General features: G+C 73.0%; 22 protein-coding genes and 1 pseudogene. 18 read left to right on the top strand and 5 right to left on the bottom strand.

All coding sequences use genetic code 11. The annotated features are described in order from the left end of the window. Positions 1–139: 139 nt before the first annotated feature. From ACFWUY_RS16860 to ACFWUY_RS16880, 5 genes are all read left to right on the top strand, one after another. Positions 140–1,000 carry a L,D-transpeptidase family protein gene (locus ACFWUY_RS16860; protein WP_384108062.1) on the top strand — a complete coding sequence of 287 codons (861 nt, stop codon included), beginning with the start codon at positions 140–142 and terminating at the stop codon, positions 998–1,000. 20 nt (positions 1,001–1,020) lie between these two features. After that, a complete protein-coding gene (gene alr / locus ACFWUY_RS16865) occupies positions 1,021–2,169 on the top strand; it encodes an alanine racemase (RefSeq protein ID WP_384108066.1) in 1,149 nt (382 codons plus the stop codon). 10 nt (positions 2,170–2,179) lie between these two features. Continuing rightward, positions 2,180–3,379, top strand: a complete 1,200-nt coding sequence (locus tag ACFWUY_RS16870) for an alpha/beta fold hydrolase (RefSeq protein WP_384108068.1) — start codon at positions 2,180–2,182, stop codon at positions 3,377–3,379. Between the two features lie 10 nt (positions 3,380–3,389). Continuing rightward, positions 3,390–3,890, top strand: a complete 501-nt coding sequence (gene tsaE / locus ACFWUY_RS16875) for a tRNA (adenosine(37)-N6)-threonylcarbamoyltransferase complex ATPase subunit type 1 TsaE (RefSeq protein ID WP_384108070.1) — start codon at positions 3,390–3,392, stop codon at positions 3,888–3,890. Positions 3,891–4,037: 147 nt separating this feature from the next. Beyond that, on the top strand, positions 4,038–4,232 hold the full coding sequence (locus ACFWUY_RS16880; protein ID WP_384108073.1) for a hypothetical protein: 195 nt from the start codon (positions 4,038–4,040) through the stop codon (positions 4,230–4,232). A 159-nt stretch (positions 4,233–4,391) separates the two neighbouring features. Here ACFWUY_RS16880 and ACFWUY_RS16885 read toward each other — a convergent pair whose 3' ends face one another. Beyond that, a complete protein-coding gene (locus ACFWUY_RS16885; protein ID WP_384108211.1) occupies positions 4,392–4,934 on the bottom strand; it encodes a hypothetical protein in 543 nt (180 codons plus the stop codon). Positions 4,935–5,054: 120 nt separating this feature from the next. On the opposite strand from ACFWUY_RS16885, the gene tsaB reads away from it, so the two are divergent. The 8 genes from tsaB (at position 5,055) to ACFWUY_RS16925 (ending at position 11,190) form a co-directional block, all read left to right on the top strand. Further along, positions 5,055–5,711: a tRNA (adenosine(37)-N6)-threonylcarbamoyltransferase complex dimerization subunit type 1 TsaB gene (gene tsaB, locus ACFWUY_RS16890; RefSeq protein ID WP_384108075.1), complete on the top strand. Its 657-nt coding sequence runs from the start codon at positions 5,055–5,057 to the stop codon at positions 5,709–5,711. A 23-nt stretch (positions 5,712–5,734) separates the two neighbouring features. Continuing rightward, a complete protein-coding gene (gene rimI, locus ACFWUY_RS16895; protein ID WP_384108213.1) occupies positions 5,735–6,196 on the top strand; it encodes a ribosomal protein S18-alanine N-acetyltransferase in 462 nt (153 codons plus the stop codon). A 199-nt stretch (positions 6,197–6,395) separates the two neighbouring features. Beyond that, entirely contained in the window at positions 6,396–7,505 is a 1,110-nt protein-coding gene (tsaD, locus tag ACFWUY_RS16900) for a tRNA (adenosine(37)-N6)-threonylcarbamoyltransferase complex transferase subunit TsaD (RefSeq protein WP_384108080.1), read from the top strand. 14 nt (positions 7,506–7,519) lie between these two features. Next, positions 7,520–7,759 (top strand): hypothetical protein, encoded by a 240-nt coding sequence (locus tag ACFWUY_RS16905; protein ID WP_384108215.1) that lies wholly within the window; start codon positions 7,520–7,522, stop codon positions 7,757–7,759. Positions 7,760–7,828: 69 nt separating this feature from the next. After that, positions 7,829–8,752, top strand: a complete 924-nt coding sequence (locus ACFWUY_RS16910) for a polysaccharide deacetylase family protein (protein ID WP_384108083.1) — start codon at positions 7,829–7,831, stop codon at positions 8,750–8,752. Between the two features lie 98 nt (positions 8,753–8,850). Further along, complete coding sequence (locus ACFWUY_RS16915) at positions 8,851–9,216, top strand: YciI family protein (protein ID WP_384108085.1); 366 nt, start codon at positions 8,851–8,853, stop codon at positions 9,214–9,216. A gap of 64 nt (positions 9,217–9,280) precedes the next feature. Continuing rightward, positions 9,281–10,525 (top strand): RNA polymerase sigma factor, encoded by a 1,245-nt coding sequence (locus ACFWUY_RS16920; protein ID WP_384108089.1) that lies wholly within the window; start codon positions 9,281–9,283, stop codon positions 10,523–10,525. 128 nt (positions 10,526–10,653) lie between these two features. Beyond that, positions 10,654–11,190, top strand: a complete 537-nt coding sequence (locus ACFWUY_RS16925; protein ID WP_384108091.1) for a hypothetical protein — start codon at positions 10,654–10,656, stop codon at positions 11,188–11,190. A 109-nt stretch (positions 11,191–11,299) separates the two neighbouring features. Here the strand turns inward: ACFWUY_RS16925 and ACFWUY_RS16930 are convergent, their stop codons facing one another. Next, entirely contained in the window at positions 11,300–12,496 is a 1,197-nt protein-coding gene (locus ACFWUY_RS16930; RefSeq protein ID WP_384108094.1) for an SAM-dependent methyltransferase, read from the bottom strand. Between the two features lie 129 nt (positions 12,497–12,625). Here ACFWUY_RS16930 and ACFWUY_RS16935 point away from each other — a divergent pair, with 129 nt between their 5' ends. Together ACFWUY_RS16935 and ACFWUY_RS16940 are read left to right on the top strand one after the other, a co-directional pair. Then, a complete protein-coding gene (locus ACFWUY_RS16935; RefSeq protein ID WP_384108096.1) occupies positions 12,626–13,570 on the top strand; it encodes a polysaccharide deacetylase family protein in 945 nt (314 codons plus the stop codon). Continuing rightward, positions 13,567–13,821, top strand: coding sequence for a hypothetical protein (locus tag ACFWUY_RS16940; protein WP_384108219.1), 255 nt, complete (start codon positions 13,567–13,569; stop codon positions 13,819–13,821). Before ACFWUY_RS16935 ends, ACFWUY_RS16940 begins: the two co-directional genes overlap by 4 nt. 181 nt (positions 13,822–14,002) lie before the next feature. Here the strand turns inward: ACFWUY_RS16940 and ACFWUY_RS16945 are convergent. Further along, positions 14,003–14,344: pseudogene (locus ACFWUY_RS16945) on the bottom strand (DUF6234 family protein); the annotation flags it as partial. A 251-nt stretch (positions 14,345–14,595) separates the two neighbouring features. On the opposite strand from ACFWUY_RS16945, the gene groES reads away from it, so the two are divergent. Together groES and groL are read left to right on the top strand one after the other, a co-directional pair. Further along, the gene (gene groES, locus ACFWUY_RS16950; RefSeq protein ID WP_384108098.1) at positions 14,596–14,904 is read left to right on the top strand and encodes a co-chaperone GroES; all 309 of its coding nucleotides are present in this window, start codon (positions 14,596–14,598) and stop codon (positions 14,902–14,904) included. A gap of 131 nt (positions 14,905–15,035) precedes the next feature. Beyond that, on the top strand, positions 15,036–16,664 hold the full coding sequence (groL, locus tag ACFWUY_RS16955) for a chaperonin GroEL (RefSeq protein ID WP_384108100.1): 1,629 nt from the start codon (positions 15,036–15,038) through the stop codon (positions 16,662–16,664). A 143-nt stretch (positions 16,665–16,807) separates the two neighbouring features. Here groL and ACFWUY_RS16960 read toward each other — a convergent pair whose 3' ends face one another. Further along, entirely contained in the window at positions 16,808–17,506 is a 699-nt protein-coding gene (locus ACFWUY_RS16960; RefSeq protein ID WP_384108103.1) for an ester cyclase, read from the bottom strand. Positions 17,507–17,552: 46 nt separating this feature from the next. On the opposite strand from ACFWUY_RS16960, the gene ACFWUY_RS16965 reads away from it, so the two are divergent. Continuing rightward, on the top strand, positions 17,553–21,014 hold the full coding sequence (locus tag ACFWUY_RS16965; protein WP_384108105.1) for a hypothetical protein: 3,462 nt from the start codon (positions 17,553–17,555) through the stop codon (positions 21,012–21,014). Here ACFWUY_RS16965 and ACFWUY_RS16970 read toward each other — a convergent pair. Next, positions 20,991–22,010: a hydroxyacid dehydrogenase gene (locus ACFWUY_RS16970; RefSeq protein ID WP_384108107.1), complete on the bottom strand. Its 1,020-nt coding sequence runs from the start codon at positions 22,008–22,010 to the stop codon at positions 20,991–20,993. The genes ACFWUY_RS16965 and ACFWUY_RS16970 overlap by 24 nt on opposite strands. Positions 22,011–22,018 lie beyond the last annotated feature (8 nt).

Here is a 22,018-nt window from a genome sequence, read left to right on the forward strand (position 1 = left end):
GTGCGGCCCTGGGGTCGGTCGGGGCCCCCGCTCGGGCGAATTCGTTGCCCCGGCTGCCTTTCCCGGCGTGCTCGGCGGGGTGGGTGGGGTTTGGGTGGGTGGGGTGATCAGTCGGAGAAGCAGAAGCCGTGTCGCGTCGTTGTCGTTCGCTCTCGCCGCCGCGCTCGCGGTCGGACCCGTCGCCCTCGCCGATGAGCCCGGGGCCGAGCCCGGACCCGGACCCGGGGCCGTGGCCGGTGCCGACGGGGACGTGCTCGTGCCCGGTGTGGCCGGGGGCGGGCGGAGCGAGTACCCGATGGATACGCCCGATCAGGTGCTGCCGCCGTTGCGGTCCGAGGGGGGCGTACCCGTGCCCGAGCCGGAGGGGGAGGCCGACGGGCTGGTCGAGTACATGCCCCGGAGTGCCGTCGGGGACGCCTGTACCGCCACCACCGGGACGCACCAGCGGCAGGTCGAGCGGCTGTTGAAGCTCCGTGTCGACGGGAAGCAGTCCGCCGCCGACTGCCGGGCGATCCGCGCCTTCCAGGTCAAGGAGAAGATCAAACCGGCCAACGGGTACGCCGGACCCGTCACCTGGGCCAGGGCCGAGCTGCTCGCCGCCCGGAAGGACCTCGACCCCGGCCGGCGCTGCCCGGTGAAGAAGTACACCGTGGCCTGCGTCGACCTCGACCGGCAGCTCATGTGGGTCCGCAAGGACAAGAAGGTCACGTTCGCCGTCGTCAACATCCGGAGCGGACGGCCCGGGTACGCGACCCGTACCGGCTGGCACTCCGTCTACTGGCGGAACAAGGACCACTGGTCCTCCATCTACGACACCCCCATGCCGTACGCCCAGTTCTTCGACGGCGGCCAGGCCTTCCACGCCGTCTACGGGCAGCTCGCCACGCCCACCGGCAGCCGCGGCTGCGTCAATCTCGGCTATGGGGGCGCCCGGAAACTCTGGGACGTGCTGCGCAAGGGTGACCGGGTCTACATCTGGGGAAAGCGGCCCGGTGGCTGACACCTGAGAGACTGGGCGCGATGACTGAGACACCGCCGCCCCGCAGAGCCCGCGCCGAGATCGACCTCGGCGCGCTGCGTGCGAACGTCCGCACGCTGCGCGCCCGCGTCGCCCCCCATGTCCGGATCATGGCCGTGGTCAAGGCCGACGCGTACGGACACGGCGCCGTCCGGTGTGCCCGCGCCGCCCTGGACGCGGGCGCGGACTGGCTCGGGACGGCCACGCCGCACGAGGCGCTCGCGCTGCGGGCCGCCGGGATCGTCGACGTGCCGGTCATGTGCTGGCTCTGGACGCCCGGGGATCCGTGGGACCGGGGGATCGAGGCCGGCCTCGACATGTCCGTGAGCGGGATGTGGGCCCTGGAGGAGGTTCTCGACGCGGCCAGGAGGACCGGGGGGACCGCCCGTATCCAGCTCAAGGCCGACACCGGGCTCGGGCGCAACGGCTGCCAGCCCGCCGACTGGCCCGAGCTCGTGGAAGCGGCGCTGAAGGGGGAGGCCGACGGTCTCGTCAAGGTCACCGGGCTCTGGTCGCACTTCGCGTGCGCCGACGAGCCCCACCACCCCTCCATCGCCGCCCAGCTCGACGTCTTCCGCTCGATGCTCGACCACGCCGAGCGGGCCGGTGTCGCCCCCGAGGTCCGGCACATCGCCAACTCGCCCGCCACCCTCACCCTCCCCGAGGCCCACTTCGACCTGGTCCGGCCCGGCATCGCGCTGTACGGCGTCTCGCCGAGCCCCGAGCTCGGCACCGCCGCCGAGCTCGGACTGAAGCCGGTCATGTCGCTGAAGGGCAGCGTCGCGCTCGTCAAGCGGGTGCCGGGCGGGCACGGGGTGAGTTACGGGCACCACTACGTCACCGAGGGCGAGACCACCCTCGGGCTCGTTCCCCTCGGCTACGCCGACGGCGTCCCCCGGCACGCCTCGGGCCGCGGTCCCGTCCTCGTCGACGGCACGGTCCGCACGGTCGCCGGACGGGTCGCCATGGACCAGTTCGTCGTCGATCTCGGCGGGGACGAGCCCGCGCCGGGCACCGAGGCCGTGCTCTTCGGTTCCGGCGAGGGGGGCGAGCCGACCGCCGAGGACTGGGCGGTGGCCGCCGACACCATCGCGTACGAGATCGTCACCCGGATCGGCGCGCGCGTCCCGCGCGTGTACCTGGGCGAGTAGGGGGGCCGACGTGGTCGAGGCAGGCGGTACGGGCACCACCAGCTGGCGGCGCGCCGGGTTCGCCGGCGCCGCGATAGGCGTCCTGGCCGCCGGCGCGGCCGCCGGGGTCGCCGTCGAGCGGCTCACCGTCGGCCGCTCCGTACGCCAGAAGGCGCGGCTCGCGCTCGACGCCACCGGCCCGTACGGCGGTCTGCGCGGGACCCCCGGCCGGGCGCTCGCCGACGACTCGACCGTCCTGTACTACGAGGTGGACGAGGTCGAGGCGGACGCCCCGCCCGCCCGCCGCCGCCGGCTCTTCGGACGCAAGGAGCCCGCGCCCGTCACCGTCGTCTTCAGCCACGGCTACTGCCTCAACCAGGACTCCTGGCACTTCCAGCGGGCGGCGCTGCGCGGTCTCGTCCGTACCGTCCACTGGGACCAGCGCAGCCACGGCCGCTCCGGCCTCGGCGTCTCCCAGGGCGGCCCCGGCGCGGTGTCCGTCTCCATCGACCAGCTGGGCCGCGACCTCAAGGCGGTGCTCGACGTCGCCGCGCCGGAGGGCCCGCTCGTCCTCGTCGGGCACTCGATGGGCGGCATGACGATGATGGCGCTCGCCGACCGCTATCCGGAGTTCGTCCGCGAGCGGGTGGTCGGCGCGGCCTTCGTCGGCACCTCGGCGGGGAAGCTGGCGGAGGTGTCGTACGGGCTGCCGATGGCCGGCGTGAACGCCGTCCGCCGGGTCCTGCCGGGCGTGCTGCGGGCGCTCGGCGCCCAGGCGGAGCTGGTCGAGAGGGGCCGCAGGGCGACCGCGGACCTGTTCGCGGGGCTGATCAAGAAGTACTCGTTCGCGTCGAGGGACGTGGACCCGGCGGTGGCCCGCTTCGCGGAGCGGATGATCGAGTCGACCCCGATCGACGTCGTCGCCGCCTTCTACCCGGCCTTCGCCGAGCACGACAAGGCCGCCGCCCTGCCCGTCTTCCGGGACCTGCCGGTGCTCGCGCTCGCCGGGGACAACGACCTGGTGACGCCCAGTTCCCACACCGAGGCCATCGCCGATCTGCTCCCCGACGCGGAACTCGTCATAGTCCCCGACGGGGGCCATCTGGTGATGCTGGAGCACCCGGAGGCGGTCACCGACCGCCTCGCCGACCTGCTGGTACGGGCCGGGGCCGTCCCCGGGACGGCGGTGGCGACGGTCACGGCGGCGGAGCCGGACATCCGCAACGACTAAATTGGCGTGCATGGAAGCAGCGCACCCGCCCGTCTCCGGCGCCACCCTCTCCGTCGACTCCCCCCAGCAGATGCAGGAGCTCGGCCGACGCCTCGCGAAGATCCTCCGTCCCGGCGACCTCGTCATGCTCACCGGCGAGCTCGGCGCCGGGAAGACCACCCTGACCCGGGGCCTCGGCGAGGGGCTCGGGGTGCGGGGCGCCGTCACCTCCCCGACCTTCGTCATCGCCCGCGTCCACCCGTCCCTGACCGGCGGCCCGGCCCTCGTGCACGTGGACGCGTACCGCCTCGGCGGCGGTCTCGACGAGATGGAGGACCTCGACCTGGACGTCTCGCTGCCCGAGTCGGTGATCGTCGTCGAGTGGGGTGACGGCAAGGTCGAGGAGCTGACCGACGACCGGCTGCACCTCCTGATCCACCGGGTGACCGGCGACACCGACGACGACCGGCGCACGGTCGTCCTGCGCGGGATCGGCCCGCGCTGGGCCGACGAGGACCTGGGTGCGCTCTGACCCGGCTGACCTGGGTGCGCTCCGAGGGCCGGGAGGCGGAGACGTAGATTCCGACAACGCGTCGGGAAGGTGTTGCGTCGTTCGCACGTGCCGTGGTGACATGGATGCACGAGCTGGTTAGGTCTACCTAACCTACGGGAGGCATGCATGGCGACGCCGAAGCGCGCGGAACACATCCGGGACCACGTCTCGATGAGTGAGCTGCTGGCGTCCTGCGTGGCCGCCCAGACCCTCTCGACCCCGCCCCGGATCCGGCCGGAGCGGGAAGAGGAGGGGCTGGAAGGGCCCGACGGAGGGCTGCGGCCGCAGGACGTGCGGGACGCGCGGGACGAGGCCGCGTAGGACGGTGGCGGCAGGACGCCGATGATCCGGGCGTACGGCCGTCGTCGACGCCGGTCACCGGGCGTACGGTCACTGTCGGCGTCGGCGTCGGTCGCTCGGGCATACGGTTGCCGTCACCGCCGTCACCGCCGTCACCGCCGTCACCGCCGTCACCACGGCTCAGGCGACGACGACGACCTTCGCGCCGATCACCGCGAACATCCACAGCGCGTCCCCGTCGGCCCGCTTCATGCGGATGCCGCCCGTCTTCCTCGTCGGGTCCGGGCTCGGCGTCGAGCCGTCGACCGCCGCGCTGAAGCCGATCGCCACGTCCTCGGCCGTCGCGAACCGCACCACGTGCTCGATCTGCACGCCGTCCGAGCCGCGGACCGAGCCCGAACGGGACGTCACCTTGTACGCCCCGGGCAGCGGGTCCACCGTGCTCGGCATCACCGTGAACGTACGGGTCGCCCTGCCCTTCGCGTCGACCAGCCACACCCGGCGGTCGGCGAGCGCGTACACGACCCGCTCGCCGCTGCCCGAGTTCACCGGGATCGCGAGCGGGTTCCTCGCGGGCTGCTTCGGGCCGCCGCTCGGCGAGACCGACGGGGCGGTCGTGCCCGGCGTCCGAGGCTTCTGCGCCAGATCGGCGGGGACGTTGGCCGAGGCCTGGTACGCGAGGAAGGCGACCGCGGCGACGGCCGCCGCCGTGAGCCCGGCCACGAATCCCGAGCTGCTCCGTGCCACCGTGCCCACCTCTCGTACGAACGTATCGAAGGGTGACGGTAGCAGCCGGGGGAGCGGGGGGCCGGGCACCGTGCCCGGGAGCCGTAGGCTGTTCGCGTGCTGTTGCTCGCCATGGATACCGCCACCCCCGCCGTCACCGTCGCCCTCCACGACGGCGAGGCCGTCGTCGCCTCGTCGGGTCAGGTCGACGCCCGCCGCCACGGGGAGCTGCTGCTGCCCGCCGTCGACCGGGTCCTCAAGGAGGCCGGGCTCACGCTCGACGCGCTCACCGGCGTCGTCGTCGGTGTCGGCCCCGGCCCGTACACGGGCCTGCGCGTCGGCCTCGTCACGGCCGCGACCTTCTCCTCCGCCCTCGGCGTGCCGGTCCACGGCCTCTGCACCCTCGACGGCCTCGCGTACGCCTCCGGCATCGACGGTCCCTTCGCCGTCGCCACGGACGCGCGGCGCAAGGAGGTCTACTGGGCGCGGTACGACGACTCCCGCACGCGCGTCACCGACGCGGCCGTCGACCGGCCCGCCGACATCGCCGAGCGGCTCGCCGGCCTCCCGGTCGTCGGCGCGGGCGCCCGCCTCTACCCCGAGGCCTTCCCCGACGCCCGCGACCCCGAGCACCAGTCGGCGGCGGCGCTCGCCGCGCTCGCCGCGGAGAAGCTGACGGCCGGCGGGGACGGCTTCCTCGACCCGCTGCCGATGTACCTGCGCCGCCCCGACGCGCAGGTGCCGAAGAACTACAAGGTGGTCACACCCCAGTGACCGGCGCCGTGGAACTGCGCGAGATGCGCTGGTGGGACATCGCGCCGGTGCTGACCCTCGAGGACGAGCTGTTCCCCGAGGACGCCTGGTCGGCGGGGATGTTCTGGTCGGAGCTCGCGCACGCGCGCGGACCGCGGGCCACCCGCCGCTACATCGTCGCGGAGGACGGTGAGGGGCGGCTCGTCGGCTACGCCGGGCTCGCCGCCGCCGGCGGACTCGGCGACGTGCAGACGATCGCCGTCGCCCGCGACCAGTGGGGCACCGGCCTCGGCGCCCGGCTCCTCACCGAACTCCTCAAGGAAGCCACCGCCTTCGAGTGCGACGAGGTGCTCCTCGAAGTGCGCGTGGACAACGTCCGGGCCCAGAAGCTCTACGAGCGCTTCGGTTTCGAGCCCATCGGTTTCCGGCGCGGCTACTACCAGCCCGGAAACGTGGACGCGCTCGTGATGCGACTGACCGTTCAAGGAACCGGGACCGAGATCTGATGTCCGTACCGACTCGTGGCCGGGGCGCGTCGACCCCCGGCCGGGCCGTACCGACCCCCGGCCGGGCCGTACCGACTCGTGGCCGGGCCGTACCGGCCTACGGCCGGGGCGTATCGACCCACGGCCGGGCCGCGCCGACCCACGGCCGGACCGCGCCGACTCATGACTGGACCGTACCGACTCATGGCTGGAATGACTGATGGCTGCTGACGAACCGCTCGTACTCGGCATCGAGACCTCCTGTGACGAGACCGGCGTCGGCATCGTCCACGGGACCACGCTCCTCGCCGACGCCGTCGCCTCCAGCGTCGACACCCACGCCCGCTTCGGCGGCGTCGTGCCCGAGATCGCCTCCCGCGCCCACCTGGAGGCGATGGTCCCGACGATCGAGCGCGCCCTCAGGACGGCCGGTATCTCCGCCAGGGACCTCGACGGCATCGCCGTCACCGCAGGACCCGGCCTCGCGGGCGCCCTGCTCGTCGGCGTCTCGGCCGCCAAGGCCTACGCCTACGCCCTCGGCAAGCCGCTCTACGGCGTCAACCACCTCGCCTCCCACATCTGCGTCGACCAGCTGGAGCACGGCAAGCTGCCCGAGCCGACGATGGCCCTGCTCGTCTCCGGCGGCCATTCCTCGCTGCTGCTCTCCGCCGACATCACCTCCGACGTGCGCCCCCTCGGCGCCACCATCGACGACGCGGCCGGCGAGGCCTTCGACAAGATCGCCCGCGTCCTCGACCTCGGCTTCCCCGGCGGACCGGTCATCGACCGGCTCGCCAAGGAGGGCGATCCGGCCGCCATCGCGTTCCCGCGCGGCCTGAGCGGCTCCAGGGACCCCGCGTACGACTTCTCCTTCTCCGGTCTCAAGACCGCCGTGGCCCGCTGGATCGAGGCCAAGCGGGCGGCCGGCGAGGAGGTGCCGGTACGGGACGTGGCCGCGTCCTTCCAGGAGGCGGTCGTCGACGTGCTCACCCGCAAGGCCGTCCGGGCCTGCAAGGACGAGGGCGTCGACCATCTGATGATCGGCGGCGGCGTCGCCGCCAACTCGCGCCTGCGGGCCCTCGCCGAGGAGCGCTGCGAGCGGGCCGGCATCCGGCTGCGGGTGCCGCGTCCCGGCCTGTGCACGGACAACGGCGCCATGGTCGCGGCCCTCGGCTCCGAGATGGTCGCCCGCAACCGGCCGGCCTCCGACCTGGAACTGTCGGCGGACTCGTCGCTTCCGGTGACGGACCCGCACGTGCCGGGGAATCACGCGCACGACCACGACCACGACCACGTGCACGAGGTCAGCAAGGAGAACCTGTACCCGTGACCACCGTGACGCTCATGTGGGAGGCGCGGGCCGCCCAGGGCCGGGGCGCCGAGCTCCTGGAGTGGGCCAGGGCCCAGGTCCTCCCGTACGAGCCGGTGCGCCGGGAGATCCTCCGCGCCCCCCAGGACCGGGTCCTCGTCCTCACCTGGTGGGAGACGGCGTCGTTCGACGCGGAGCTGCCCGAGCTTCCGGAGCCGGACGCGGAGCTGATCACCCGTCCGGTCCACCGCTGGCGCTTCGAATCGGTGGAATAGGCGAGGCCGGATCGGTGGAACGGGCGAGACTCGAGCAACCTTTCGACCCGGGCGGGCATCCCACAACGCGTGAAGAAGACGATCGCGCTGTGGGCGGCCCTCACCGCCGCCACCCTCCTGGTGACCGGCTGCGCGGCGGAGGACCCCGTCGCGCACGCCCCGAGGACGCCGGCCGGGCACGAGGGGGGTCCCTCGGCGGACGAGACCGCCGGAGGGAACACCGGAGGCCGTGCCGCCGGTGACCGTGCCGCCGGTGACAAGGCGCCCGGGGCGCCCGCAGCCCCCGACGCGGCCCCCGGGGCCGCGGGCGCCGCCGCCGCGTACCGCAAGTGGGGTCTCGAGCCCTTCGCGCCGCCGCCGGCCCCGCCCGCGACCAAGCCGGTCGTCCGGCCGCCCGGCGGCCCGGTCCCCGTCATCAGCGACATCCCCACCACCGAGAAGATCGTCTTCATCACGATCGACGACGGGGCGGAGAAGGACCCCGAGTTCGTCACGATGATGAAGGACCTCAAGGTCCCGGTCACGATGTTCCTCACCGACTCGGCCATCCGCGCCGACTACGCCTACTTCGCGCCGCTCGTCGCCCAGGGCCACGGCCTCGCCAACCACACCCTCACCCACCCGAACCTGCGCACCCTCTCCCAGGACGCCCAGCGCCGGGAGATCTGCGGTCAGCAGACGAAGCTGAAGAACCGTTACGGTCAGGCCCCGCGACTCTTCCGCCCGCCCTACGGCAACTGGAACGAGGCCACGCGCGCGGCGGCCGGCGAGTGCGGCGTCGACGCGATCGTGCTGTGGCGCGAGTCCATGCAGATCAAGAACATGCAGTACCAGCGCGGCGACCGGAAGCTGCGTCCCGGCGACATCATCCTGGCCCACTTCCGGGGCCCGTCCGAGCTCAAGGGCCGGACGATGACGGAGATGACGGCCACCATGCTGCGCCGCATCCAGGAGCAGGGCTTCACCGTGGCCCGGCTCGAGGACTACGTGTAGGAAATTCCCCGGGCGTGGTGTCGATGCGGGCCCGGCCCGTTCGACGTATGTGTGGAAGGCGGGGAACGGCCCCGCCACCGCACCCCCGAGGAGCCGTCATGCCCCGCTTCCTGTCCCTCGTCCGGATCGAGGAGAACACCATCGACATGGAGAGCGCCGACCCCGGCTTCGAGGAGCGCATGGGCGCGCTCTTCGAGGAGATCAGCAAGGCCGGCGCCATGGTGGACACGGCCGGGCTCAGGCCGACCGCCGAGGCCACCCGGATCACCTGGTCGGACGGGAAGCTGTCGTACACCGACGGACCGTTCACCGAGACCAAGGAGGTCGTCGGCGGCTACGCCATGCTCCAGTGCAAGGACATGGCCGAGGCCGTCGAGTGGGGGAAGCGCTTCCTGGCCGTCCACCCGCCGCACTGGAAGGTCGGCCTGGAGGTCCGCGAGGTCGAGGAGATGCCGGAGGGCTGACCCGTACGGATGCCGGAGGGCCGGCCCGGCCGCACTGTCCGACCCCTGTGCTGTCATGTGGGACATGACGGTGGAAAGCACACTGGAGACGGTGTTCCGGATGGAGTCGGCGCGGATCGTCGCCACCGCGGCGCGGATCGTCCGCGACGTCGGCATCGCCGAGGAGATCGCCCAGGACGCGCTCGTCGCCGCCCTGGAGCAGTGGCCGCTGGCAGGGGTCCCGGAGCGGCCTGGCGCCTGGCTGACGGCCACCGCCAAGCACCGCGCCGTCGACCTCGTGCGGCGGCGCGAGACGTACGCCCGGAAGCTCGCGGAGGTGGGCAGGACGCTCACGGAGGAGTCGTACGACCCCGAGCCCACCGGACCCGGCGACATCGACGACGACGTGCTGCGGCTGATCTTCACCGCCTGCCATCCGGTGCTCTCGGCCGAGGCGCGGGCGGCCCTGACCCTGCGGCTCGTCGGCGGGCTCCGCACGGACGAGATCGCCCGCGCCTTCCTCGTACCGGAGGCGACGGTCGCGGCGCGGATCACCCGCGCCAAGCGGACGCTCGCGAAGGCGGGCGTCGAGTTCGAGGTGCCGTACGGGGAGGACCGGGCGGCCCGGCTCGGTTCCGTCCTCGAAGTGATCTACCTGATCTTCAACGAGGGGTACGCGGCGACCGCCGGCGACGACCTGTTGCGGCCCGGCCTGTGCGAGGACGCGCTGCGACTGGCCCGGTGCCTCGCCGCCCTCGTGCCGCAGGAGGGCGAAGCACAGGGCCTGGCCGCCCTGTTGGAGCTCCAGGCCTCCCGGGCGGCGGCCAGGACCGGGCCCGGCGGACGGCCGGTGCTGCTCGCCGCGCAGGACCGGCGGCACTGGAACCGGCTGATGGTCCGGCGCGGGTTCGCCGCCCTGGAGCGGGCCGGGGACGGGCGCTCGTACGGGCCGTACGCCCTCCAGGCCGCCATCGCCGCCTGCCACGCGCGGGCCGCCTCGTACGAGGAGACCGACTGGGCGACCATCGCCGCGCTCTACGGGCGGCTGGGCCTCCTCGCTCCCTCCCCGGTCGTCGAACTGAACCGCGCGGTCGCCGTGTCGATGGCCGAGGGCCCCGCGGCGGCCCTTCCGATCGTCGACGCCCTCGCCGCGGAACCCGCCCTGGCGCACTACCACCTGCTGCCGAGCGTGCGGGGCGACCTGCTGGCCAGGCTCGGCAGACCGGCGGAGGCCCGCGCGGAGTTCGAGCGGGCGGCCGCGCTCACCCGCAACGAGAGCGAGCGGGCGCTGCTGTTGGGGAGGGCGCGGGAGTCGTCGGGCGGCCGGTGAGGACGCGGGAGTCGCGGGGCGGCCGGTGAGGACGCGCCCACCAGGGCCCCGGGGGTCCGTCGGGCCGGTGGGCGGGCCTCCGAGGACGTCCGGCCGGGCCGGTGAGGCGCTCCCATGGAGTGCTTGGCATGTCCCCGCGCATCCCGCTGCCTCCGCCGCCTCCGCCCGTCGAGCTCCGGAGCCGGCCCGACCGGGACGCGCGGCTCGCGGACCGGGCGTCGGCCCTCGACGAGCTCGGCGGGCGGCTGCCCGGCGGCGGGCGGCTCGTGACGTTCCTGCTCGGGTTCTTCCTGCTCCGACTGGGCTGGGGGCTGTTGAGCGTCCTTCTCGTCTCGCTCGGCAGGCCGGTACCCGACCCGATCGTCCTGCTGACGGGCCTCTTCACGGCGCTCCCGGGCGTCGGCGTGCTCGGTACGGCCGTGTGGCTGGTGGTCCGCGGCCTGCGCCGCGACCGGACCGTCCGGGAGCGCCTCGTCCTGTGGGCCGCCCTGGACCGGCACGGTCCGACGGACGCCCGGCTGCGCGCCCCGTCCTCAGCGTCTGCTGGCCGCTGCTGTCCCTCGCGATGTGCGGGCTCGGTCCGTGGATGGGCTTCGCGGTCCCGGCTGGTGTCAGCCGGGACGACGGATACGGCATGGTCGCCTACGGCATGGGCGTCGCCCTGATCCTCTGGAACACGGGGCTGACGGGCCTGGCGAAGGCCGTCGGCCACTACCGCCTCGCGATACGCCTGACGGGCGGCCGGCGCTGAGACCCAGGGGCTGACACCGGGCCTCAGCGGCCGGCGCCGGGCCTCGCCGGGTGGCCGATCAGCATCGTCGGGGCGCCCGCCACTCGCGTGAGCAGGACCGTCGCCGCGTTCGGTCCCTTCGGTTTCACCTTGCGGCGGATCTCCTCGGGCTCCACCGCCGAGCCGCGCTTCTTCACCGTCAGGGTGCCGACCTCGCGCTCCCGCAGCAGGGCCTTCAACTTCTTCAGGTTGAACGGGAGTTCGTCGGTGATCTCGTAGGCGGCGGCGTACGGGGTGGGGACGAGCGCGTCCGCCGTGACGTACGCGATCGTCGCGTCGATCAGGCCGCCGGCCACCTCCTCCGCCACCTCGGCGACCAGATGCGCGCGGATGACGGCGCCGTCCGGCTCGTAGAGGTAGCGGCCGACCGGGCGGACCGCCGGGTCGGGCAGGCCCCGGCCGGCGAGGGCCGCGCCCGAGGGGAGCAGCGTGGCCCGGCGGGCGCCCGGCTCCGTACCGAACCAGAGGACCGCCTCCTTGACGTCCCCGCCGTCCGAGATCCACTCGGCCTCGGCCTCGCCGGGCACCGCCTCGTGCGGGATGCCGGGGGCCACCTTCAGGGCCGCGTGCGGGGCCCGGCGGGCCGCCTCGATCGCCCAGGACAGCGGCGGGGAGTAGGCCTCGGGGTCGAAGATCCGGCCCCGCCCGCCGCGCCGCGCGGGGTCGACGAAGACGGCGTCACACGGGGTGGTGTCGATGGCGGTGACGTCCGCGCACCGCACCTCGATCAGCTCCGCGAGGCCGAGCGCCTCGGCGTTGGCGCGGGCCGCCTCGGCGGTCAGCGGGTCGCGGTCGACGGCGAGTACGGAGATCCCGGCGCGGGCCAGGGCGATCGCGTCGCCGCCGATCCCGGAGCAGAGGTCGGCGACGCTGCGGACGCCGAGCGCCTTCAGCCGGGCCGCCCGGTGGGTGCCGACCGAGGCGCGGGTCGACTGCTCGACGCCGTTCGGGGTGAAGTACATCCGGTACGCGTCCTCCGCGCCGAACTTCGCCACCGCCCGCTGCCGCAGCCGTGCCTGCCCGATGGCCGCCGTGACCAGCTCGGCGGGGTGGTCGCGGCGCAGCCGGGAGGCCACCGCCAGCTCCCGCGCGGGGTCGTAGTCGCGCAGGGCGGTGAGGAGGGTCTGTCCCTCGGGGCCGAGGAGGGGGGCGAAGGAGGCGAGGTCGGTCACCCGTCCCATTGTGGGCCCTGTGCCGCTGTGGGCCGGCCGGGGGACGTGGGTGCGGTACGGCGGTGTCGCGGCCGGGAACGGGCGTCCGCGCTGGCAGGATGCGGCGCCATACGACTCATACGACAAAAGGACAAACAGATGGCACACGGTGTGCACCGTCCGTCCCGGGTGCTCGGAGCCGCCCTCGTCGTCGCCGCCCTCGCCTCCACGGCCACGGCCTGCTCCGACGGCCCCGAACCGGTCACCGGTGCGCCCGCGGCCCCCGCCGCCGGTCAGCAGGCCCCCGCCGCCGGCCGGCAGGCCCCGGCCCAGGCCGCGTCCGGCGCGCTCAACGCGTACGTCGAGAAGGTCCGCGCGCAGCGCGCCGCCCGTGTGCTCGCCGCGAAGAGGTGGGGCCTCGCCCGGCCGCCGCTCGACGCGCCCGCCCCGCCCGCCGTCAAGCCGAGGATCACCACCCGCAAGGGCTTCGAGACGGACGGCGAAGGCCTGCCGCCGGTCTTCACCACCGTGCCGACCAAGCAGAAGGTCGTCTTCCTGACGATCGACGACGGGGCGGAGAAGGACCCCGAACTGCTGCGGATGATGAAGGAACTCCGGATCCCCTACAGCGCCTTCCTCAGCGACTACGTCGTCAAGGACGACTACGGCTACTTCGCCCGGATGCAGAAGTCGCAGGAGGGCGGGGTCTCCCTGCACAACCACACCCTCAACCACCCCTACCTGCCCGGACTCTCGTACAAGCAGCAGAAGCGCGAGATCTGCGGCATGCAGGACGTCATCGAGAAACGATTCGGCAAGCGGCCCCCGCTGTTCCGCCCGCCGTACGGCAACTACAACGAGAACACCCTGCGCGCCGCCAAGTCCTGCGGGATCAAGGCCGTACCGCTGTGGGCGTCCGAGGCCTTCCCCGACCGCATGGAGTGGCGCGAGTGGGACCGGGACCTGCACCCCGGCGACATCGTGCTCACCCACTTCCGGGGCAAGGGCGACTGGAAGGGGAGCATGGCCGACATGATCCGCCGGGTGATGAACGTGATCACGGCGAAGGGGTACGCGGTCGCGAAGCTCGAGGACTACGTGTGACCGGGAAGCCGGGCCGACGACTGATCGGGCTGATCAGGCCGATCCGGGCGCGTCGGCCGGTGGCCGCCGCGGTGCTGGCCGGTGCGCTCCTCGCCGCCTCCGGGTGCGCCTCGGCCGTGGACCCGATCGAACGGCTCGGGCGGAAGGCGGTGGAGCGGGTGGGGACGGCGGAGCCGCGGGACACGGCGACGACCGCGGAGCGGCCGGCCGGCCGCGCCCTCCCCGAGCCGCCACGGCCTGCCCGACCCTGACCCGTTCAGGGGCGGCCTGCCCGATCCCGAGCCGCAGGCCGCACCGATCCGCCGGGCGCGGCCTCTCCGCCCCCCGAGTCGCCGGGTGCGTTCCAGCCTCCCGGGCACTCGCAGGGCCCGCCCCCGCTGCGGCAGACGCACCGGGCCCCGGACGACGGGGTCGGGGAGACCGCCGGGCCGGGGGCGCGGGGTGGGACCGCGACCATTCCTCGTTCGCGACGAGCAGGGTCGCGAGGCCGAGCAGCCCCACCGCGAAGAACTGGCCCCAGGCGGACCGGGTCCAGCCCCCGCGCAGCATCGACAGGCCGAGCAGCAGCACGCCCGCCGCGATCGCGCCGAGGACGAGCACCGGAACCCAGTCCATCGGCGGTGTCCCCCCGGGCCGCGAGCCGTACGCCTCGCCCCACTTCCGCATGCCCAGCACGAAGGTGGCGATCAGGACGAGCACGCCTTCCAGGAGCAGGAGTACGCACGCGAACGCGATGTCGGCACCGGTGCGAACAGGGGGGCGGGAAGTCGTCATGGGTCGAACCCTCGTACGGAACCGTGGAGTGCGGGAAGCCGTTCCCCGTACCGAGACCGAATCGCCGCGCGGCACGGAATTGGCACTCCGCTTGACCGAGTGCTAATCGCGGTCATAGTCTCGGCTCTGGCACTCCCCACCGGAGAGTGCCAACACAGCGACGGGCAGGTCCGGCACCCGCGACGACGGATCCACCTGGTTCGCCACCTCAGACAGTCAACCCCGTGATCTCCGAAGGGGGAGGTCGGATCGTGACGACCACCAGCTCCAAGGTTGCCATCAAGCCGCTCGAGGACCGCATTGTGGTCCAGCCGCTCGACGCCGAGCAGACCACCGCCTCTGGCCTGGTCATCCCGGACACCGCCAAGGAGAAGCCCCAGGAGGGCGTCGTCCTGGCCGTGGGCCCGGGCCGCTTCGAGAACGGCGAGCGTCTGCCGCTCGACGTCCAGACCGGCGATGTCGTGCTGTACAGCAAGTACGGCGGCACCGAGGTGAAGTACAACGGCGAGGAGTACCTCGTCCTCTCGGCCCGTGACGTGCTCGCGATCGTCGAGAAGTAATTCACCGAAGTACTGAAGTACCGAAGTACCGAGCACTGAAGCAGATGCTCAGAGCTGCGCCCCGAGGCCTCTTCCAGGCGCCCCGGGGCGCGGTTCGTTCCACCCGATTCCGAGAGGGCTGAACCGCTCCCATGGCGAAGATCCTGAAGTTCGACGAAGACGCCCGTCGCGCCCTTGAGCGCGGCGTCAACAAGCTTGCCGACACGGTGAAGGTGACGATCGGCCCCAAGGGCCGCAACGTCGTCATCGACAAGAAGTTCGGCGCCCCCACCATCACCAACGACGGTGTCACGATCGCCCGCGAGGTCGAGATCGACGACCCGTACGAGAACCTCGGCGCCCAGCTGGTGAAGGAGGTGGCGACCAAGACCAACGACATCGCGGGTGACGGCACCACCACCGCCACCGTGCTCGCCCAGGCCCTGGTCCGCGAGGGTCTGCGCAACGTCGCCGCCGGTGCCTCCCCGGCCGCCCTGAAGAAGGGCATCGACGCCGCCGTCAAGGCCGTCTCCGAGGAGCTCCTCGCGACCGCCCGTCCGATCGAGGACAAGTCCGACATCGCCGCCGTCGCCGCGCTCTCCGCGCAGGACCAGCAGGTCGGCGAGCTCATCGCCGAGGCGATGGACAAGGTCGGCAAGGACGGTGTCATCACCGTCGAGGAGTCCAACACCTTCGGTCTGGAGCTCGACTTCACCGAGGGCATGGCCTTCGACAAGGGCTACCTGTCCCCGTACATGGTCACCGACCAGGAGCGTATGGAGGCCGTCCTCGACGACCCGTACATCCTGATCAACCAGGGCAAGATCTCCTCGATCCAGGACCTGCTGCCGATTCTGGAGAAGGTCATCCAGGCCGGCGCCAGCAAGCCGCTCCTGATCATCGCCGAGGACGTCGAGGGCGAGGCCCTGTCGACCCTGGTCGTGAACAAGATCCGTGGCACCTTCAACGCGGTGGCCGTCAAGGCCCCCGGCTTCGGCGACCGCCGCAAGGCGATGCTCGGCGACATGGCCACCCTCACCGGTGCCACCGTCATCGCCGAGGAGGTCGGCCTCAAGCTCGACCAGGCCGGCCTGGACGTGCTCGGCACCGCCCGCCGCGTGACCATCACCAAGGACGCCACCACCATCGTCGACGGTGGCGGCAACGCCGAGGACATCTCCGGTCGCGTCGGCCAGATCAAGGCCGAGATCGAGTCCACGGACTCCGACTGGGACCGCGAGAAGCTCCAGGAGCGCCTCGCGAAGCTGGCCGGCGGCGTGTGCGTGATCAAGGTCGGCGCCGCCACCGAGGTGGAGCTGAAGGAGAAGAAGCACCGTCTGGAGGACGCCATCTCCGCGACCCGCGCCGCGGTCGAGGAGGGCATCGTCTCCGGTGGTGGCTCCGCTCTGGTCCACGCCGTCAAGGTCCTCGAGGGCAACCTCGGCAAGACCGGCGACGAGGCCACGGGTGTCGCGGTCGTCCGCCGCGCCGCCGTCGAGCCGCTGCGCTGGATCGCCGAGAACGCCGGCCTCGAGGGCTACGTCATCACCTCGAAGGTGGCGGAGCTCGACAAGGGCCAGGGCTTCAACGCGGCCACCGGCGAGTACGGCGACCTGGTCAAGGCCGGCGTCATCGACCCGGTGAAGGTGACGCGCTCCGCCCTGGAGAACGCCGCCTCGATCGCCTCCCTCCTCCTCACCACCGAGACCCTCGTGGTGGAGAAGAAGGAAGAGGAGCCCGCGGACCACGGCCACGGCCACGGTCACGGCCACTCGCACTGAGGCTCGTAACCGATCGGCTCGCAGCCGAGCACCGAGGCCCGGTGCCCCCGTCGCGGGGGCACCGGGCCTCGGCGTTTCCCAGAGATCCACGGGGGGCTCACGTAGGGGTCCACGCGGGGCTCATGGGGGGATCCGCGTAGGGCTCACGCCTCCACCGCGCCGAGCCGCTCCATCAGCCCCAGCAGGTCGTACTGCCACCAGCCCTCCGCGATCTTCCCGTCGTCCCGGAAACGGTGGATGACCATCCCGGTCATGGTCACCTCCATGCCGGTGGGCTGGAGCCCCATGAAGTCGCCCGTGTGGGAGCCCTTCCAGCTCCAGCGGGTGCAGACCCGGTCGCCCTCCGCGATCTGGTCGTCGACGGTGAAGGCGAAGTCGAAGCCCTGCCGCCACATCCGCACCTCGCGCCGGACCGCGTCCATGCCGATGACGTCCTGCTCGTTGACCGGATCGTGGTCGTGGTACCCCTCGGCCAGCACCTCGTCGAGCAGCGCCAGCTCCGGCTCGCCGGCGAGCATCTCCAGGAGCCGACGGGTGTTGGTCTTGTACAGCGCCTCGTCGCGCACCACGTCCAGGTCGGTGAAGGTCGGCATCTCGTCACAGAGCGCGACCATCTCCCGGAAGATCCGGTCGGTCTCGGGGAGCTGCGAGTTCCGCATCGCCACGTCGTAGGAGGGGAACTCGACGATCTCCACGATGTGGGAGGCGTCCGAGCGGTCCTTGCCGACGATGCTGTGGGTGGCGGTCCGCTTGCCCCTGGTCTGTTCGACCCACTGATCCATGAGGCGGTTCAGGTCGTCGACCCGACTGGTCTTGCAGTCGATGATTTGTACGAAGCTCATGGTGCCTCCCGACCCAGGTAGGACCCTTCCAGTCTAGGTTGGGCGCATGGAGCGGGCAGGGGGAGAGCGGCGGCCGCCGATCACGGTCGAGAACGGGGCGGGCGTCGTCGTCATCGGCGACGGCAACCATGTCGTGAACCATCAGGCGCCGGTCGTCCGCTCGGCGTACCGGGAGCAGGTACGCCGGATCGCGCCGCCAGAACTCGTCGGCCGTGAAGCGGAGTTGGCGGACCTGGCAGCCTTCTGCCTCGCGGAGTCGGGGCCCTCGTACGTCTGGTGGCGCGCCGAGGCGTGGGCCGGGAAGACCGCGCTCCTCTCCTGGTTCGCCCTCGACCCGCCGCCGGGCGTACGGATCGTCCCCTTCTTCGTCACCGCCCGCCTCGGCGCCCAGAACGACGTCGCTGCCTACACGGACGTCGTCCTGGAGCAGCTCGCGGAGCTGGCGGGCGAGGGCCTGCCCGCGCTCCTCACGACGGCGACCAGGGAGGCCCACCTGTTACGCCTGTACGCCTCCGCCGCCGAGGCCTGCGCGGCGCGCGGCGAGCGCCTGGTCCTCCTCGTCGACGGCCTCGACGAGGACCGGGGCGTGACGACGGGCCCCGACGCCCGCTCGATCGCGGCCCTCCTCCCGTACGACCTCCCCGTCATCGTCTCCGGACGCCTGAACCCTCCGCTCCCGGCGGACGTCCCTGAGCACCACCCGCTCCGGGACCCGGCGATCGTCCGGACCCTGGCCCCGTCCCCGGAGGCCCGGGCGATCCGCGCCGAGGCCGAGCGCGAGCTGAAGTCGCTGCTCGCGTCGGGAGGGCTGGCGTACGAGCTGCTGGGTCTGGTGACCGCCGCGGTCGGTGGTCTCACCGCCGACGACCTCGCCGAGCTGACCGGCGACGTCCCGTACCGGGTGCGGGACCTGCTGCGTACGGGGCTCGCGCGGACCTTCGCGCTGCGCGGCGACGCCTACCTGCTGGCCCATGAGCAACTGGCCGTCGGTGCCCGGGAGATGCTCGGCGAGCGGGAACTCTCCCGGTGGAAGGGCGTGCTGGACGCCTGGGCCGAGCGGTGGCGGGAACGCGGCTGGCCCGAGGAGAGCCCGGCCTATCTGCTCCAGGGGTACGTCCCGATGCTGCGCGCGGCGGGCGAGGTGGACCGACTGGTGGACAGCGCGCTGGACGTCGTACGGCACGAGCGGCTGCTGGTCAGGACCGGCGCGGACACGGTGGCGCTGGGGGAGGTGCGGGCCGCGGAGGCCGCGCTGGAGGCCGGGGACGACCGGGCGGACCTGATGGCGGTGGCGCTGCGGCTGGCGTTCCACCGGGGGGAGCTGGAGCGGCGCAGCGGCGGAGTACCGCCGGTGCTCGCGGCCGGATGGGCGGCGGTCGGAGAGGCCGACCGGGCGGTGGCACTGGCGCGGAGTATGGGCGGAGTCTCCGCGGTCAAGGCGCTGTGCGCGGTGGCGGCGCAGCTCCTCGAGCGTGGCGAACGGGAGCGGGCCGTCGCCCTGGCCGAGGAGACGGAGGTCGCGACCAGGGCGTTCCGGTCGGGGTACACGTACGACGAGGCCGCGAAGACCACCGCGATGCTGTGGATCGAGTTCGGCGTGTACGAGCGTGCCGCTCGGCTGTTGCCGACGATCGGGACCGCCCGGCCCGAGGTCCTTCTCGCGCTGGTTCGCGTGTGGTGCGCGTCGGGGCGGCACGAGCGGGCACTCGCCCTGATCGATAAGGAGCCTGAGCTGCAGACCCGCGCCATGGCGGCGGCCGACGCCGCCGAGGCGCTGATCCGGAGCGGCCGTGTGACCGAGGCGGAGCAGGTCCTCCAGGCCATGTCCGACCTGCTGATGGGCTGGGGGTTTCGGCTGGTGGACTGGGCCGGTTGGCTTCGCGCCTCCGTCGTGTTACGCGAGATGGGTCACCAGGAGCGGGCCGAGACGGCTCTGCGTAAGGGAGCGGTGGTCGTCCGATGGGCGCTCGACCACGATGATCCGATCGCTTCCCTCGCTCTACGGGAGTATGCCGTTGCTCTCGCGGCGGCCGGGGATTTTGACACGGCACGCGAGCACGCGGACAGGGTGGGGCCGCACCTGTTCGCGGAGGTTCTGGCGAAACGGGGCGAGCGGGAGAGCGCGCTGACCGCGGCCGAGGGGCTGGAGACCACGAGCGCGGCGGAGGTACGGGGCCGACTGGCCAGCCGGCTGGCCTCGGTGGGTGAGGTCGAGGAGGCCTTGGTCCTGACGGCCGGCGTGCCAGGGGACGCGAACCTCGGCGCGTGGCCGGCCATCGGCTCGGCCCTGTTGGCGTCCGACCAGCTGGACAGAGCGGCGGCGCCGGCCGACCGCCTCATGGCCGGCGCCGCCAGGGTGCGGGTGCTGGGCGCCCTCGTGCGCCGACTGGTGGAGGAGGGGCGGGCCAAGCGTGCCCGGGCCCTGGTGGCCGATGCCCGGGACCCGGTGCTCTCCGTCGTCTTGGCGGACGCCCTGCACCGCGTCGGCCGCGTTGCCGAGGCGCGGGAGCTGCTCGCGGAAGTGGAGCGGCGGCATCGCGCCCCCACTCGCGCGGCACTGGTCGGCGAACTGGCGGGGATCGCTCGTGCCGTGGGCGCCGCGGGACGACGGGACACCGCGGGGTATCTCGTCCGGGCCATCGGCGACGACTGGGTACTCGACGTGCCGACTGTCGTCCCCGCGATGCTGGCCGCGGGGCAGACCGTACAGGCGGAGCGGTGTGCCTGGCGGTCCGGCCCCTTCCACGTCGCCCCGCTGTTCTCCGAGGTCGTCGCGGCCTACGCGGCCGAAGGGGCCTTCGACCGTGTCGACCACCTGGTCAGCCGTTCCGCCACGCCGACGTACGTGGTCGGGGCCGCGGCCGTCGCCTACGCGGCCGTGGGCGCGCGGACCCGTGCGCTGGACCTCGTCTCCCGGCTCTCCCGGGAATCCGGCCTGGAGACGAGGCGCGCGGTGATGGCGCTGCAACTGGCTCAGGAGGGGGATCGGGAGGGAGCCCACCGGTTGTTGGGGCTCCCGGCCGACGAGGGGGCCAGGGCCGGTTCGCGTTTGCTGTCCGCCGTCGCCTGGGCCCGGCTGAGCCGGGGGCGGTCCGATGCGTTACATCTCGCACACGAAGCGGCCGAAGCCTCGCCCCATCACGCCGCGGAGGCTCTGGCCATCGCCGGCGCGTACGACGAAGCGGCCGCGCACATGAGGACGGTGGGAGCGGACGAGGCCTGGGTCGCCCTCCCCGGTCTCGTCGCCGAGCTGTTCAGGGCCCGCGAGTACGACCGCATCGCCACCGTCCTCGCCGACCTGCACCACTTCGGCCCTCCGTGCGGCGCGGCGTACGCCGCTCTCGCCCGCGTGCACCCGGATCCCGTCCGGGCCCGCCGGTTCGCTGCCCTCGCCCTGCGTCTCGGGACCTGGGCCGACGCCCTGCCCGCCGTCCTCGCGGTGGCTCCGGAGACTCTGGAGCTCGTCGAGGCCGAGGGGGAGCGGCTATGCCGAGCGCTGGAGGTCTGACGCCCGTACCTCCTCCGCGAAGGGCTCACCGCGCGCGTACCGCGCGATCTCCTCGATCGCCTGGTCCGCCATCCGGTGCAGTTCGTTGCCGAGGGAGCCCGCCACGTGCGGGGTGAGCAGGACGTTCGGGAGGGTGTAGAGGGGGGAGTCGGGGGGCGGGAGTTCAGGGTCCGTGACGTCGAGGGTGGCGTGGAGGCGGCCGGTGAGGAGGTGGGGGAGGAGGGCCTCCTCGTCGATCAGGGAGCCTCGTGAGGTGTTGATCAGGGTCGCTCCGTCGGGCATCGCGGCGAGCTGGGCCGCGCCGATCATGCGGTACGTGGCCGGGAGTTGCGGCGCGTGGACGGAGACGACCGTGCTGCGGGCGCACAGTTCGTCGAGGCCGACGAGTTCGGTGCCGGGCGGTGGGACGCCGACGTACGGGTCGTACAGCAGGACCTCGATGTCGAAGGGGCGCAGCAGGTCGATGACCCGGCGGCCGATGCGGGAGGCGCCGACGATGCCGACCGTGCGGCGGTAGTTGCCCCAGGTCGCGGATTCGGTGAGCCAGGCGTGGTCGGCGCGGAGTTCCGCGTACCGCTGGGCCGAGCCGAGGATCCGCTTCCCGGCGAGGAGGATCGCGGCGAGCGTGTACTCGGCGACGGGGAGCGCGTTGGCGGCGGCGGCCGAGGTGACGCGGAGGCCGCGGTCCCAGCAGGCGTCGGTGATGTGGTGCTTGACGGAGCCGGCGGCGTGGACGACGGCTCGCAGGCGCGGCGCGCGGTCCAGGATCTCGGCGGTGAGCGGGGTCGCTCCCCAGCAGGTGAGGAGGATCTCGGCCTCGGCGAGGGCGGCGGTGACGCGCGGGCCGGGTGTCGTCAGGTCGTGGGCGACCAGGCGCGGGTCGGTGCGCGTGAGCCGGGCGAGGCGGGTGCGGTGGGCGTCGGTGAGCAGGCGTTCGGTGATGCCTTCGCCCATCGCGAGGAGGAGGGCGGGGCGGTTGTCAGTGGTCGGGTGCATCGTTGTAC

The organism is Streptomyces sp. NPDC058664 (assembly GCF_042716635.1).
In the GTDB taxonomy this organism is placed as follows: domain Bacteria; phylum Actinomycetota; class Actinomycetes; order Streptomycetales; family Streptomycetaceae; genus Streptomyces.

Coding starts and splice junctions, on each gene's coding strand:
- ACFWUY_RS16925 (WP_384108091.1), top strand. CDS start 10,654: ATGTCCCCGCGCATCCCGCTGCCTCCGCCGCCTCCGCCCGTCGAGCTC.
- ACFWUY_RS16960 (WP_384108103.1), bottom strand. CDS start 17,506: ATGAGCTTCGTACAAATCATCGACTGCAAGACCAGTCGGGTCGACGAC.
- ACFWUY_RS16965 (WP_384108105.1), top strand. CDS start 17,553: ATGGAGCGGGCAGGGGGAGAGCGGCGGCCGCCGATCACGGTCGAGAAC.
- tsaE (WP_384108070.1), top strand. CDS start 3,390: ATGGAAGCAGCGCACCCGCCCGTCTCCGGCGCCACCCTCTCCGTCGAC.
- ACFWUY_RS16970 (WP_384108107.1), bottom strand. CDS start 22,010: ATGCACCCGACCACTGACAACCGCCCCGCCCTCCTCCTCGCGATGGGC.
- ACFWUY_RS16930 (WP_384108094.1), bottom strand. CDS start 12,496: ATGGGACGGGTGACCGACCTCGCCTCCTTCGCCCCCCTCCTCGGCCCC.
- ACFWUY_RS16920 (WP_384108089.1), top strand. CDS start 9,281: ATGACGGTGGAAAGCACACTGGAGACGGTGTTCCGGATGGAGTCGGCG.
- rimI (WP_384108213.1), top strand. CDS start 5,735: ATGCGCTGGTGGGACATCGCGCCGGTGCTGACCCTCGAGGACGAGCTG.
- ACFWUY_RS16935 (WP_384108096.1), top strand. CDS start 12,626: ATGGCACACGGTGTGCACCGTCCGTCCCGGGTGCTCGGAGCCGCCCTC.
- ACFWUY_RS16880 (WP_384108073.1), top strand. CDS start 4,038: ATGGCGACGCCGAAGCGCGCGGAACACATCCGGGACCACGTCTCGATG.
- ACFWUY_RS16915 (WP_384108085.1), top strand. CDS start 8,851: ATGCCCCGCTTCCTGTCCCTCGTCCGGATCGAGGAGAACACCATCGAC.
- tsaD (WP_384108080.1), top strand. CDS start 6,396: ATGGCTGCTGACGAACCGCTCGTACTCGGCATCGAGACCTCCTGTGAC.
- ACFWUY_RS16905 (WP_384108215.1), top strand. CDS start 7,520: ATGTGGGAGGCGCGGGCCGCCCAGGGCCGGGGCGCCGAGCTCCTGGAG.
- groL (WP_384108100.1), top strand. CDS start 15,036: ATGGCGAAGATCCTGAAGTTCGACGAAGACGCCCGTCGCGCCCTTGAG.
- alr (WP_384108066.1), top strand. CDS start 1,021: ATGACTGAGACACCGCCGCCCCGCAGAGCCCGCGCCGAGATCGACCTC.